The organism is Rhodococcus sp. T9N (assembly GCF_024436645.1).
Classification (GTDB): domain Bacteria; phylum Actinomycetota; class Actinomycetes; order Mycobacteriales; family Mycobacteriaceae; genus Rhodococcus_F; species Rhodococcus_F qingshengii.
The window spans coordinates 1-13,424 of the sequence record NZ_JAMSKS010000017.1 but is presented as its reverse complement, the minus strand read 5'-3'; the positions used below and the strand labels follow the sequence as shown (position 1 = coordinate 13,424).

At 62.5% G+C, this 13,424-nt stretch carries 10 protein-coding genes and 1 pseudogene; 3 read left to right on the top strand and 8 right to left on the bottom strand.

The window, feature by feature from the left end:
* Positions 1-71 precede the first annotated feature (71 nt).
* From M1L53_RS24050 to M1L53_RS24035, 4 genes are read right to left on the bottom strand one after another with little or no spacing between them, the layout of a single operon-like run.
* A complete protein-coding gene (locus tag M1L53_RS24050) occupies positions 72-2,054 on the bottom strand; it encodes a 5-oxoprolinase/urea amidolyase family protein (protein WP_054188196.1) in 1,983 nt (660 codons plus the stop codon).
* Positions 2,051-2,704: an urea amidolyase associated protein UAAP2 gene (locus M1L53_RS24045; RefSeq protein WP_054188195.1), complete on the bottom strand. Its 654-nt coding sequence runs from the start codon at positions 2,702-2,704 to the stop codon at positions 2,051-2,053. Before M1L53_RS24045 ends, M1L53_RS24050 begins: the two co-directional genes overlap by 4 nt.
* The gene (locus M1L53_RS24040) at positions 2,701-3,534 is read right to left on the bottom strand and encodes an urea amidolyase associated protein UAAP1 (RefSeq protein ID WP_054188194.1); all 834 of its coding nucleotides are present in this window, start codon (positions 3,532-3,534) and stop codon (positions 2,701-2,703) included. Before M1L53_RS24040 ends, M1L53_RS24045 begins: the two co-directional genes overlap by 4 nt.
* 2 nt (positions 3,535-3,536) lie before the next feature.
* Complete coding sequence (locus M1L53_RS24035) at positions 3,537-5,096, bottom strand: amino acid permease (RefSeq protein ID WP_042951823.1); 1,560 nt, start codon at positions 5,094-5,096, stop codon at positions 3,537-3,539.
* A gap of 197 nt (positions 5,097-5,293) precedes the next feature.
* On the opposite strand from M1L53_RS24035, the gene M1L53_RS24030 reads away from it, so the two are divergent.
* Positions 5,294-6,025: a TetR/AcrR family transcriptional regulator gene (locus M1L53_RS24030; protein ID WP_054188193.1), complete on the top strand. Its 732-nt coding sequence runs from the start codon at positions 5,294-5,296 to the stop codon at positions 6,023-6,025.
* A gap of 12 nt (positions 6,026-6,037) precedes the next feature.
* Here M1L53_RS24030 and M1L53_RS24025 read toward each other — a convergent pair whose 3' ends face one another.
* On the bottom strand, positions 6,038-6,592 hold the full coding sequence (locus M1L53_RS24025) for a transglycosylase family protein (RefSeq protein WP_003944949.1): 555 nt from the start codon (positions 6,590-6,592) through the stop codon (positions 6,038-6,040).
* 440 nt (positions 6,593-7,032) lie between these two features.
* Between M1L53_RS24025 and M1L53_RS24020 the strand changes: the two genes are divergently transcribed.
* Entirely contained in the window at positions 7,033-7,680 is a 648-nt protein-coding gene (locus M1L53_RS24020; RefSeq protein WP_054188192.1) for a hypothetical protein, read from the top strand.
* A 13-nt stretch (positions 7,681-7,693) separates the two neighbouring features.
* On the opposite strand, the pseudogene M1L53_RS24015 reads toward M1L53_RS24020, so the two are convergent.
* From M1L53_RS24015 to M1L53_RS24005, 3 genes and pseudogenes are all read right to left on the bottom strand, one after another.
* Positions 7,694-9,377: pseudogene (locus tag M1L53_RS24015) on the bottom strand (ATP-binding cassette domain-containing protein).
* Positions 9,378-9,392: 15 nt separating this feature from the next.
* Positions 9,393-11,156, bottom strand: coding sequence for a 3-oxosteroid 1-dehydrogenase (gene kstD / locus M1L53_RS24010; protein WP_054188191.1), 1,764 nt, complete (start codon positions 11,154-11,156; stop codon positions 9,393-9,395).
* Positions 11,156-11,776, bottom strand: a complete 621-nt coding sequence (locus M1L53_RS24005; protein ID WP_039972893.1) for a TetR/AcrR family transcriptional regulator — start codon at positions 11,774-11,776, stop codon at positions 11,156-11,158. The genes kstD and M1L53_RS24005 overlap by 1 nt, the downstream gene beginning before the upstream one ends.
* Positions 11,777-12,242: 466 nt before the next feature.
* Here M1L53_RS24005 and M1L53_RS24000 point away from each other — a divergent pair, with 466 nt between their 5' ends.
* Positions 12,243-13,298, top strand: a complete 1,056-nt coding sequence (locus tag M1L53_RS24000) for a serine/threonine protein phosphatase (protein WP_054188190.1) — start codon at positions 12,243-12,245, stop codon at positions 13,296-13,298.
* The last annotated feature ends 126 nt before the right edge of the window (positions 13,299-13,424 follow it).

Sequence of the window (13,424 nt, the reverse complement as noted above, 5' to 3'; positions counted from 1 at the left end):
TGCTGAGTGAGCACCGCTTCCGACACTCTGGAAGCGGTGCTCACTCGAGGAAAAGGGTGCTCACTCGACCATCAACCGGGCAGCGCGAACTCCCCTGCGTCGGACCAGCGCTGACGCTCGGCCCCGAACGCGACGGACTGCATCGCACGGAACTCCTCGATCGAGCGCGAGTTCGACGCGAGGAACTCCTGATGCTCGGCCAGCGAGAAGCTGCCGTCCTCGATCTCGACGCCCCCGCCGCGGCCGGCGGCGGTGTCCGCGCGCAGATCCATCAACTCTTCCGGCTCGACGGGGTACCAGGAGATCCGGTCGAAGAATCGCAGCAACCACGGAGTGCCCTCCTCGAACGGCCCGGACTTCGCGGGGTGGCGGTGATTCCACACCTGCGTCGTACGTCCGACGAACTGGTACCCGCCCGGGCCTTCCATGCCGTAGATGCAGAGGTACGCCCCACCGATCCCGACGGCGTTTTCGGGGGTCCAGGTGCGGGCGGGGTTGTACTTGGTCGTGACCAGACGATGACGCGGATCGAGCGGCGTCGCGACCGGCGCTCCGAGGTAGACGTCACCGAGTCCGAGCACCATGTATTCGGCGCCGAAGACGGTGCCGAACACGTCGTTCACGGATTCGAGACCGTTCATCCGGCGGATGAACTCGATGTTCCACGGGCACCACGGCGCGTCGGCGCGAACCCCGTGCATGTACCGCTGGATCGCTTCGCGCGTTGCCGGGTCGTCCCACGACAGTGGCATCCGCACAGTGCGACTTGGCACAACGAGTTCGTTGGCCGCCGGCAAGGTGTCCTCCGCCTCGGCGAGCATTCCCATCAGCTTGCGGACGGGCAGCACGTCCGGGTCGACGCGGACCTGCAGGCTGCGGATTCCCGGGGTGAGATCGAGTAGTCCGGTCGGCTTCTCGGCTTCGAGTCGCTGGTGCAGTGCATGAGCACGCGCACGTAACGCCAGGTCGAGATTCATGTCGCCGTATTCGACCAACACGTTGTCGTCGCCTGAGCGCCGGTACGTGACCGCGGTGTCGCCGTCACGACGGGCTATGACGCCGTCGTCGCCGTCACCACCGGAGGAATGAACAACCGAATTGGAGGCTCGACGCGATACTCCGAGGTCACGCCGGGAGGCTGCCCGTTCGGCGCGGACCGGCACGAAGCGAATCTTGTTCCCGGGAGCCAACTGTCCGAGCTTCCAGCGATCAGCGGACACCACTGTGATCGGGCAGACGAAGCCGCCGAGGCTCGGTCCGTCGGGTCCGAGGAGGATGGGCGTGTCGCCGGTGAAGTCGAGTGCACCGATCGAATACGCGTTGTCGTGGATGTTCGAAGGGTGAAGTCCGGCTTCGCCGCCGGTGGTTCTGGCCCAGTCTGGTTTCGGACCTATCAACCGGACACCGGTGCGGTCGGAGTTGAAGTGGACCTCGTACTCGGTCGCGTACAGCGTGTCGATGTCGGAGCGGGTGAAGAACTCCGGCGCCCCGTGCGGGCCCTCGGTCACCGCAAGTTCCCAGCACGTGTGTATCGCCGGAACATGCTCGGCGGGAACAGCTCCCGCGACCCCGGTCGCCTGTCCGAGTTTGAGAACGTCTCCTGCCCGCAGAGTCCTACCTTCGTGTCCCCCGAACCTGCCCAGGGTGAAGGTCGACGCACTGCCGAGATAGTCGTCGGTCTCGATTCCGCCCTGTACGAGTACGTAGATGCGCAGTCCCGGGCCGCTGACCGTTCCGACGTCGAGCACCGATCCAGCGGGGACGAAAACTGGTCGCCACTGACCGTGTACGACGCCGTCGACGGTCACCGACACCGGGGCACCTGTGATGCAGACCGTGGTGTCTTCGTCGAACGTCATGGCAGGTCCGGCCATCGCGCATTCGATGCCGGGGGCGCCTTCGGGGTTTCCGAGTGCGGTGTTTCCCAACCGAAACGACAGGTCGTCCATCGGGCCCGATGGTGGGACTCCGATCTGCCAGTATCCGACGCGTCCTGGATAGTCCTGAACCGTCGTCAGCATTCCGGGACGCACGATGGTCAGTTTTGCGTTCATTCGTCTGCTCCCGGCCGTGTGACGATCATGCGGACGGCCGTGGGATCGAAGCCGTTGCACGGGTTGTTGATCTGCGGGCAGTTGGACACGAGGACGAGCACGTCACGTTCGGCACGCAACGCGAGCCGCTTGCCTGGTGCCGACAGTCCGTCGACGATTCCGAGTGTGCCGTCGGGGTCGACCGGGACGTTCATGAAGAAGTTGATGTTGGACACCAGGTCCCGCTTACCGAGCCCCCATTTTGCGCCCTCGACGAGGAAGTTCTCGACGCACGCGTGCTGATGCTTGGTGTGGTGGCCGTATCGCAGGGTGTTCGATTCCTGTGAGCACGCGCCGCCGACGGTGTCGTGGTTTCCGACCTCGTCTGCGACCAGGGTCATGAGTGGAGTTCCGTCGTCACTGCGGAGCACGGAGCCTGTGGACAGAAACAGGTTCTTCTGAGCTGTGACCGTCGCTGCTGCCGAGTACCGAACGCTGTGATCGTCACCGGCGTAAACGAGGGTGTCGACGGCTTGATTTCCGTGTAGATCGACGATGGTCAGGACGTCACCGGCGCGGACAACTGCGGACCACGGCCCGAATGCGTCCGCGATCTCGTCGAGGATCACCGTTCCGGGAAGGAGGGCGGGGACATCCAAGGTGGTGGTCATGCGGTCTCCTCCAGGTTCGAAGCCGTCCAGGCATCTTCGGTATTGAGCACTGCGCGTTGGTATTCCGGACCGAGATCGTCAAGGCCGCCGAGTTCGTCGGCCGCGTTCCACGCGAGCACTTCGAGGGACGTGGTGGGAAACTGCGGCGCCGGATCGAGTGGGTGCGCGGTGTTGGCGATCATCACGATGACGGGCAGGTGGATCAGAAGGTCGACCGTTGCGCCTGAGCCGGCGGACCCCGTACTGGTGAGAGCGCCGTCCGCCTCGACGCGGACACCATGGAAGAAGGACAACGGCGGCGCAATGTCCTGCGGCCCGAGCCCGTTTTTCGCGGCAGCGACGGTGAACAGTTCACGACCGGCGGGCGAGGCACTGTGCAGCGAACCCTGCCCGTACTTCGCCTCGTTGGTGGCGCGTGACGTCGTTCCGCAGAACGCGTCGTGGTGACCCGACGTGTCTGCGACCACGGTCGCAAGTACTCGCCCCTGATCGGAGAGCAACGGGTGCCCGACGCCGAGATAGGCCTGCCATGGCACCTTGACGGTATCGGCGACGTTGAGACGCTCCCAGGGGGCGTCGGCGCGATAGAGCAAGATGTTTGCGCAGGCGCTGCCAGCGATGTCGCGAAGTCGCAATCGGGTTCCACGTGCGAGAACCTTGGTCGTGTACCGCCCACCCGGCACGGTCTCAGCCCAGGTCAGACGTTCGGGCGCGACGTCTTCGGGTGGGTTCGGCCAACGCGTTGCCGGCAATACGGGCATGGAATCGGTGATCGTTCCAGCTTGAGACCGGGCATGCTCGCGCGCTCCGGCGGTGGTCTGAGTACTCATGGTCAGGCTCCGATCGTGACGGGATTCGGGGTGGCGCGGCCACGTGGGAAGCAAGCGACTCCCAGCCCCACGACCAGCGCTACCGTGATGGGCGCGGCCCACTGCAGAATGGGGTACTCCCCGGTGGGGTTGAAGATCTCGGCTCGTGGCCAGGACAGGTTGATCACCATCAGCGCGCCGTACACAACCGCGGCGATGTTGACCGGAACTCCCCAGATGCCCAGGGAGAAAAGCTTTTTGCCTTCGGCGTCGAACTTGGGGCCGACTGCCGTGCGAGGCCATCCCTTGAGACGCTGAACCAGCAGCGGCACGGTCACCATGAGGTAGGCCAAGTAGATCAAGATGATGCATACGCTGGACAGGGTTGCAAAAATTGCCGAGTTGCCCACGTTGACGGCCAGGACGGCAATGCAGACCAGACCGATGAGGACGGACGGCGCGATAGGTGTTCCGGTGCGGGGGTTGACCTTTGCCAGTACCTGCGAGGCAGGAAGCCGCCCGTCGCGGGCCATCGAGAACATCAGCCGTGAAGCAGCAGTCTGAATGGCCAAGGTGCACACGAACACTGCGATCGAGACGTCGATCAACAAGACCGTGCCCCACGGGGAACTGAGAATCGATGTCAGTACGTACGGCAAACCTTCCGTGGCCAGGCGTCCGTCGGTGAGTGAGGGCGCTGCCATCAACGCGCCGAGGATCATCAAGCCGCCGCCGAGCGCGGAAGCGGACAGTGCAAGCCGGATCGTACGAGGTGCGACGCGTCGGGGGTTGCGGGTCTCCTCGGCCAGTTCGCCTGCCGAACCGAAGCCGACCATGACGTAAGCAGCCATCAGTCCGGACATGATCCACGCCCAGGCGTATCCGGGCTGACCACCGGCACTGCCGGTGTCGAAGACGACGTCCGGTCCGCGCTGAGCGTGGGTGAAGAACATCCCGATCACTGCGATGACACCGACGATTTCGCAGGTCACGCCGATGTTGTTGATACGCGACATCCAGTTGACGCCGATGCAGTTGATGAAGGTGGTCAGAACCAGAAGTACCGATCCGAGCAGCACGGCGTTGGCGGCACCACTCGATGAGGTGAGTGCGCTGTCCTCGCCGATGATCTGGAACCCGCTCCACACATTGGGGAGCACGACCTGCAAGGCGATCGCGGCGGCCGATGCAGTGACGATCTGAGCGAGAATCATGAACCAACCGGCGAACCAGCCGACGATCTCACCACCCATCCGCCGCGACCACTGGTAGATGGCACCCGAAATCGGATATCTGGCAGCAAGTTCCGCGAAGTTGAGAGCGACCATGAACTGACCGATGAAGACGACCGGCCACGTCCAGAAGAATGCCGGACCCGCGAAACCGAAACCGAGGCCGAACAATTGGAAGATCGTGGTGAGGATGGAGACGAAGGAGAAGCCCGCGGCGAAAGACGCGAACTTTCCCAGCGATCGATGCAGCTGCTGCTCGTAGCCGAACTCCGCGAGGTCACCGTCGTCGTGAGGCGAAGAGGCGAGTGCGGAAGCGGTGGTGGGCTGCGCAGCCGGGGTTGTTGCACTCAACGGCGTACTCCTTCGGCGAAGCGATTCAGAGGCGAATAACTGTCGATTGATAGTTTTCGCGAAATCCACTCGCCGCAGGTGACGCCCGCGTATACGATTCGCCTGATTCTGTAACAGGCTCGTTGAGTACGTTTCGAGCACGTGACCGAATGCTCACAGCGGCGGCCATCCCGCACGTAAGGCCGCAGCCTGCCACTATGGAAGGCGTGACCAACGCCGGCCCCGGACGACCCCGCCTGACCGCTCGCCGACGCCCGGGTGGCACTGCCCGGGCGGAGATCTTGGATGCAGCCGCTGAACTGTTCACCACCCGAGGCTTCGCCGCGACGTCCACACGCCACATCGCCGAAGCAGTCGGAATGCGTCAGGCGTCGCTGTACAACCATTTCGCCACCAAGGACGACATTCTGGTTGCACTGCTCGCCGACACCGTGACGCCGGCGCTCGACTTCGCGGAGAATCTCAGGCCACTCGACACCGCACCCGAGGTCAAGCTGTACGCACTTTCGTACATCGACGCGGCACAACTGATCACCGGACGGTGGAACCTCGGCGTCCTTTATCTCTTACCGGAACTGAGAAGTGACAGGTTCATGTCGTTCCGAGCCGATCGCGATCGGCTTCGCGAGCAATACCGGGCACTCGCCCAGGATGTGCTCGACGCGATTGACGATCCATCATCAACGCACCTGGCCGAGCTTCCGTTTCGCCTGGTAGAAAGTGTGATCAGCGCGCGAGCCGACGCGCTCGAAGGCACCCCGATTCCCGACGCCGCCGTCATCGCCGGGTCGGCGCTGCACATTCTTGGGTGGCGCCAGGATCTTGACCCCATCCATACGGAAGCGGCAACGATCATTGCGAACGCAGAAACGCCGAAACTGTCCGGGGCTGCATCAGCTCCGGACAATTTCGACGCATTGAGGACCTAAACGGCCACGAGACTAGACCGAGAGGGACTGTCCCGGGAAGATCAGGTTGATGTTCGGAACCTGGCTGGCGAGGTTCTCGAGCGAGATGCCGTGTGCAGCAGCTATCTTCGACAGGGTGTCGCCTGCCTTGACCACGTAGTTGCCGCTTCCGGTGCTTGCTGCCGGAGCCGACTCGACGGAAGCCTCAGCGGTGACGGGGGCGGCTGCGGCCTCGTAGTTGCCTGCGGTGGTGCCGGTGGTCAGGTACTGACCGCAGACGGGCCATGCGCCGACGCCCTGGCCTGCGAGAACGTTCTCGGCGACACGGATCTGCTCGGCCTGGCTGGCGTTGGCAGCGTTGCCCGATCCACCGAATGCGTTCCAGGTGCTCTGCGTGAACTGCAGACCACCGTAGAAGCCGTTTCCGGTGTTGGCGGCCCAGTTACCGGAGGACTCGCAGTTTGCGACTCCGGACCAGTCGTGGCCGGCTGCCGAAGCGGTGCCGGTGCTCATGGCGAGCGGGATCGCGACGACTGCGCCTGCGGTTGCAACTGCGCCGAGGGCGCGCTTGAAGGTGATGCTGGTCATTGGGTAAATCCTCTCCGCTACCGCGGACGAGGTCGGCCCGGACGCTTTCACGTCTCGTCGATCGACTCGTCTGTTTCACTCCTGCCCCGCGAAGGTTTCGGGAGTACCGGACCCGCGGGGCAGAAGCACGCAGTTGCGGGTCGGCGTTTGCCCGGTGGTTTCGGGCTGTCAACGACCGTAGGCGATGGTCACGGATTGGTCACGGGGCGGTTTTCCGGCACTGCCGTACCAGATCCAGTCGAGATTCAAAAGATAACCACAGGTCAACTAGTTGATTCGAGCTTCAACCATACCGATCGTTATCCGTCCGCTATGTGGTAACCGTCACTGCAATTTTGTGACCCACCGCACCGAAACAGACCGTGTCGGAACGCAAAACAGCCCCATTCAAATGTTAAGAGAGTCCTGGCAACGAGCAAAAACCAACCGCCCCAATCATTATGGAGAATGAACTGGTGATCATCGCAGTAGAAGGACCCAGCGCCGCCGGCAAGACCACTTGGTGCCGAGCCCAGATGACGAATGAATCGGTCGTCGAGGAATTCGTGGCCGAATATCAGCCCACCGGGTTCGAACCGGATGGAACCAACCTCGAAGTGCAGGCAAGTTACTGGACAACGGTCAATTCGAAGCGATGGTCGCAAGCGGAAGATCTCGAATCGAGAACCGGTATCGCGCTCTGCGACAGCGACCCGCTGAAACTGCACTACAGCTGGTGTCTCGCTGCGGTGGGCGCAGCACCTCGGGAGCGATTCGAGTACGAGCTCGCGGCAGTCGAGACAGCTTTCGAGCACCTCGAACTGGGTTTCGCGGATCTGACCGTCATCTCGATACCGTCACCGGAGCAGCTTCTACTTCAGCGCGAAGGTGACCCCAGCCGCCGCCGACGGCATTTCGAGCTTCACGCGGCGCTCGCCGAGCCCCTCACCCACTGGTACTCGGCGGTGAACAGGGTAGATCCAGGTCGCGTTGTGTGGCGCTTTCCGACACAGCTCGATCTTTCGCGCTGTCCCCCACCTCGATCGGATCGCAGCGATCTGGGCCTTCTTCGCGCCGTGATCGACGAATTGCCGCCTCTCCCCAGGTAGCGGCTGCTCGATCTCAGCGCGCTCGTTCGACCCTGGCCTCGTCCCACACCGGAGACTCGCTCTCGTACACGTTCCCGTCCGATCCGAATACCAGGAACCTGTCGAACGCGCGCGCGAACCAGCGATCGTGCGTGACCGAGATGACCGTGCCGGCAAACTGAGCAATGCCCTGCTCGAGCGCATCCGCCGAATGAAGGTCGAGGTTGTCGGTCGGTTCGTCGAGCAACAACATCGTGGCGCCGGAGAGCTCGAGGAGCAGAATCTGCAATCGTGCCTGCTGACCGCCGGACAGGTCGTCGTACTTCTGTTCCGCAGCTTGGGACAATCCGTAACGGTCCAGCGCGCGGCTCGCCGCTTCGCGTCCCATTCCGCTGCGGTGTTCGTCGCCCATGTGCAGGATCTCGAGCAGCGTGTTTCCGGTCAGATCGGGCCTGGAGTGTGTCTGCGCAAACAATCCGGGACGTACCCGGGCACCCAGCGTCGCAGTACCCCCGTGCTCGACCGGCGCGATGTCGAGCGCCTCGACGGGCAGATGCTCGCTCCCCGGATCGGTCCCCCCACCCGCCAAGAGCCGAAGGAAATGCGACTTTCCGGATCCATTGGAGCCCAGCACGGCAACCCGATCTCCGTACCAGATCTCGGTGTCGAAAGGCTTCATCAATCCGGTCAGCTCGAGATCTTGACATACCAACGCGCGCTTGGCGGTTCGCCCGCCCGCCAGCCGAACCGTCACCTTCTGCTGAAGTGGAATCGCTTCGGGTGGCCCTGCCTCCTCGAACTTCGCCAACCTGGTTTGCGAGGCGTGATACCGCGCAGCGACGCCGTCGTTGAACTTGGCCTTTTCACGCAATCGCAGAACCAGGGCACGTAATTTCGCGTGCTCCTCGTCCCAGCGTCGACGCAGTTCTTCGAATCGAGCGTTGCGATCCTCGCGGGCCTGGTGGTAGCTGACCAGCCCAGCGCCGTGCGTCCACGACGTTGCGCCGCTGATTCCGGGCTCGAGCGTCACGATGTGGGTGGCCGCGTTGGCGATCAGTTCGCGGTCGTGGCTGACGAACAAAAACCACTTTCGACGATTCCGAGATCGTCTTTTCCAGCCATCGCTTGCCCGGAACATCGAGGTAGTTGTCCGGCTCGTCCAGCAGGAGTGCGTCGTCGGGCCCAGCGAACAGTGCTTCGAGAACCAACCGTTTCTGCTCGCCACCACTGAGGGAGTTGGCCGCGCGCCACTTCGCACGGTCATAGGGAACACCGAGAGCCGCGGTAGTGACCTTGTCCCAGAAGTCTTCGGTCTCGTAGCCGCCCACGTCGGCCCAATCGGCCAGCGCATGCGAATACTTCATTTGAGTTGATTCCTCGTCGCGCTCGATCATCGCGTTTTCTGCCGTATCGAGCGCCAGTGCTGCGTCCCGGATCCGTGCCGGCGAGACGGACAACAGAAGATCGCGCACGGTGGACTCGTCGCGAACCTGGCCGACGAATTGCCGCATCACGCCCAGTGTTCCGGATCGAGTGACAGCGCCCTCGTCGGCGACGACGTCTCCGGCGACAATGCGGAGCAACGTCGTCTTACCAGTCCCGTTGGGGCCTATCAGTGCAGTTTTTGCACCGTTGCCGACCCGAAAGCTGACACCGCTGAGCAGTTGCCGACCATCAGGGAGAAAGTAGTCGACGTCGGCGATGTTGAGGTGGGTCACGCTGTCAAGAGAACCCTACCCACGGCGATCTGCCAAACCATTATTCCTGCCTTCGGTCTCGAGCTCACTACCGTCGCGGGATCGTCCGACCGCATCGAGCGCCGCCAGATATCCGAAAACCATTGCGGGACCGATAGTTGCACCTGGACCGGCATAGGTATGACCCATCACCGGTGAGCTGGTGTTACCTGCTGCATAGAGCCCGTCGATGACCGAACCGTCGGCGCGCAACGCTCGCGCGCGAGCGTCCGTGTTGATGCCGCCTTTGGTCCCCAGGTCTCCAGGCACCATCTTCGCGGCATAGAACGGACCCTTCGTGAGTTCTCCGAGGCTGGGGTTGGGCTTGTTGGTGCAGTCGCCGTAGTAGTGGTCGTATCTGCTTGTCCCACGGCCGAAGTCGCGATCGACTCCGTCGCGCGCGTGACTGTTGAATCGTGTGATGGTCGCGGACAGCGCATCGCCCGGCACTCCGATCTCGGCAGCGAGTTCGGCAATCGATCCAGCTCGCACGATCGCACCCGATTCGATCCACGACCGAGGTATCGGCCTGCGCGCCGGAACCCCCGCGAACAGATAACGGTCACGGTACGTCTGATCGAAGATCAGCCAAGCCGGGATGTTCTCAGCGGGTCCTTCACCTCGGCCGTACTTTCCGCCGAACATGGCGTGTGCCGCTTCGACATAGGGAAGTGCCTCGTTCATGAAGCGCTGACCGCTGGCGTTGACGATGAGGCTGCGAGGCAACGAGCGTTCCGCCAAGGCGAACCACGGGCCTTTGGGCAGTGGAATCGACGGGGCCCACCACGCGTCGTCCATGTACGAAATTGCGGCGTCGACGCGTAGAGCTGCACGGATGCCATCCCCGGTATTGGTCGGTGCCCCGAGAGTCCACTGCGCGCTACTCGGCCGTCGCTGGTACTCGCCTCGCATGTCGTCGTTGTTGTCGAACCCGCCACACGCGAGGATGACACCGCATCGAGCGTGCATGGTGGTCTGCACTCCCCCGGACTCGAGTCGCACACCCACGACACGATCACAGTCGGTCACCAAATCCACAAGCCTCGTCCCGAGCTCCACCGTCACTCCGGCGTCCCGAACTCCGAGCATCAGTTCGGCCATGAGCGCCGGCCCGAGCCCGATCAGCTTCTTCCTCCGAGCTCTTGCGGCCAGGGATCTCATTCCTACCCGAAGCATCCGCACCGGACCCCGCCAATGCCGGATCCCCGTGCTCAGCCAACGGTAATCAGATTGTTGGACAACCATGTTGAGCGGAACCTTCATGTACGGCGGATGAAGTGTCGCAAGATCGTCGCCCAGAGCTCGCGCGTCGAACGGGCGCGGCTCGCACGAGCGGCCGCTTGCACGTCCGCCAGGTGCCTCGGGAAAGTAGTCGGAGTACCCCTTCACCCATTCGAGCTCCAACGCAGAGTGACGAATCAGGAAATCGAGGGCTTCCGGACCCCGATCGATATACGTGTCGATTCGGTCGGCGTCTGCATCCTCTCCGACAATGCTCTTCAGATATGTTCGCGCAGAGTCGATATCATCTGTCGGTGCCTCGCGGCGAAGTATCGAGTTTCCCGGAATCCACACGCCGCCCCCGGACCGGGACGACGAACCGCCCCAGTATTCGGACTTCTCCACGAGTATCGTCGAGAGTCCGTTGCGGGCTGCGGTGATGGCTGCAGACATGCCGGCAGCCCCCGATCCGACAACAACGACATCCACTACGGGCACATCTACTACGGGCGGCACGGCGTCCTGAGGGTTCTCGTCCATCACTGGTCACGACCTTTCGTGTCATCTTCGTCCTGCGTGTGCCACCGGGATCCTCGAACAGCGTCGAGCGCCCCCTCGACGCACACGGGAAGTGATGCCCCGCGCTTGTGAGGGTTACGTATCCATTGCCGATAACCGAACTCCGCCGCCGCCAACATCAAATGAACGAGAAGTCCTGGGCGGCTGTCGTTTTCCGGATCGAGTTGCATACGTTGCGCCACCAACTCGACCAACCGATCACGATGCTCGGGCGCGATCAGAGCGACACGATCCATCAGGTGCGGCGCGGTACGGAACGCCGATCGCCACTGATCGATCTCCGCGGACTCGAAAGCATTGGAACGCTCGAGGATTGCCCGTGATATCGCAAGATCAGCCGACTCGGTCGGTGGGCGATCCTCGAGCAACGTCACGATTCCGGCACCGCCCTGCCTGACCGGATCCAACAGCAGATCCTCCTTGTTACGAACGTGCCGAAAGTACGTACTCGCCGACACCCCCGCTGCCGCCGCAATCTGCTCGGTGGTCACGTCCTCGAAACCGTCACGCGCGAACAGATCGAATGCCGCACGTTGAATGTCTGCTCGCACCTGCAACCGCTGTCTCTCCCGTAGTGACATCAGCAACGTCCTCCCGCCTCGGCCGAGATCCGGCCGTTCTCGATAATGCGAGTCTCACCTATTGTGACAGTCACTGTCAATATCCAATTCTCTGTCAGATATCAGCAGACCCGGGCATTTCGTTGACAGGGCATTCGATGCCACGACAAGCTTCGAAGATGAAACGATGGGGACCGAATCGAGACGTTTCTCCAAGAATTTGTCGATGCGGGGCTTCAAAGCGCGGTCACCGAAGGGTATTTCGGTGGTCTACTCTGGCGCATGACCCTGCTCGCCCGTTTCGACGACCGAGCCCTCGGCCCCGACGGCGCCGTCATCTATCGAAATCGAACAGTGCTTCTCGTTCGGACCAAGTGGGAAAGATCATCGAGCAAGAGGTCTACTACGAGGACACCGCCAGAATCGGTGACTTCGACAGGCGGCTCCGCGAAATCGAAGCCGGACGAGTCTGTGGCACAGTCGTGGAATGACAGACGTCAGGATTGACCGCCACCGAAAGCTGTCGGCGTTCCTGTCTTCCCAGAACGATGTCGAACTGGCCCGACTGGTCGACACCGTTCGAATCTCGAGTGTCGGCGTAGGTGGCGCCGCAGGAGTGATCAGGGTCTATGACAACAGGCTCAACGGCGTTCCGGTATTCACCAAACGCATCCCACTGAGCGTGCGGGAAATCGCCGAGGTGGGCTCTACTTCCAACCATTTCGATCTGCCGACGTTCTGCCAGTACGGCATTGGTGGCCCAAGCTTCAACGCCTGGCGAGAACTGGCCGCGAACATCGTGGTCACCGATGCCGTTCTGGCCGGCGAAACACAGTCGTTCCCAATGCTTTACCACTGGCGGATACTTCCCGGACGTTCGCCCGTTGCGGCCGAACACGCCGACATCGATTCCGTTCACACCGCCGGCGCCAGCCGTGAAGTGCGAACCCGTCTCGAAGCGCTTGCCGCTGCGCCGTGCAGCCTCGTACTGTTCTGCGAGTACATCGAACACCCGATCTCGAATTGGCTGGAAGACAACCCGTCCGCCAAAGCTGCCGAAGTCGAGCGACAGTTTTCGGAGATCGTGGCATTCTTGCGCGATCGACAGTTGCTGCACATGGACGGACATTTCGGCAACATGCGCACCGACATGGAGCGGATCTATCTCACCGACTTCGGACTGGCCACATCCCCACACTTCGACCTGTCGACTGCCGAGCACGACTTCGCCCGGCGCCACGCCACTCATGACGCCGACTACGCCGCCATGCTTCTGGTCAACTGGCTGGTGACCGAGGTCTGCGGGGTACCGAGGCCGACGAGCGGCGGACCAGTCGCCCGCAACCAGTACGTACGACGATGCGCCACAGGTCATATTCCAGGTGATGTGACACCAGAGGTGGCCGCGATCGTGACACGGCACGCGCCCGTCGCTGCGAGGATGAACGACTTCTACTGGCGATTGTTCGACGGCGACTTCGATGCGCCCTACCCGCATGCCGCGCCAGTTCCGACTTCCGGTCGAGCACAGGGTTTTCCCTGAACTGCCGTATTCACATCTCAGGGTTCATGTCATCCTCGGGACCGATGTGCTGGTCAGTGCCGGTAGGGCACAGTTCTCCTCATGATTGAACTGAGGGGATTGACCAAGGTTTACGGACCGACGAAA

Excerpts from the sequence above, each read along its gene's own strand:
- M1L53_RS24025 (WP_003944949.1), bottom strand. The coding sequence starts at position 6,592 with ATGACCAGCATCACCTTCAAGCGCGCCCTCGGCGCAGTTGCAACCGCA.
- M1L53_RS24020 (WP_054188192.1), top strand. The coding sequence starts at position 7,033 with ATGGAGAATGAACTGGTGATCATCGCAGTAGAAGGACCCAGCGCCGCC.
- M1L53_RS24000 (WP_054188190.1), top strand. The coding sequence starts at position 12,243 with ATGACAGACGTCAGGATTGACCGCCACCGAAAGCTGTCGGCGTTCCTG.
- M1L53_RS24005 (WP_039972893.1), bottom strand. The coding sequence starts at position 11,776 with ATGTCACTACGGGAGAGACAGCGGTTGCAGGTGCGAGCAGACATTCAA.
- M1L53_RS24050 (WP_054188196.1), bottom strand. The coding sequence starts at position 2,054 with ATGAACGCAAAACTGACCATCGTGCGTCCCGGAATGCTGACGACGGTT.
- M1L53_RS24040 (WP_054188194.1), bottom strand. The coding sequence starts at position 3,534 with ATGAGTACTCAGACCACCGCCGGAGCGCGCGAGCATGCCCGGTCTCAA.
- kstD (WP_054188191.1), bottom strand. The coding sequence starts at position 11,156 with ATGGACGAGAACCCTCAGGACGCCGTGCCGCCCGTAGTAGATGTGCCC.
- M1L53_RS24030 (WP_054188193.1), top strand. The coding sequence starts at position 5,294 with ATGGAAGGCGTGACCAACGCCGGCCCCGGACGACCCCGCCTGACCGCT.
- M1L53_RS24045 (WP_054188195.1), bottom strand. The coding sequence starts at position 2,704 with ATGACCACCACCTTGGATGTCCCCGCCCTCCTTCCCGGAACGGTGATC.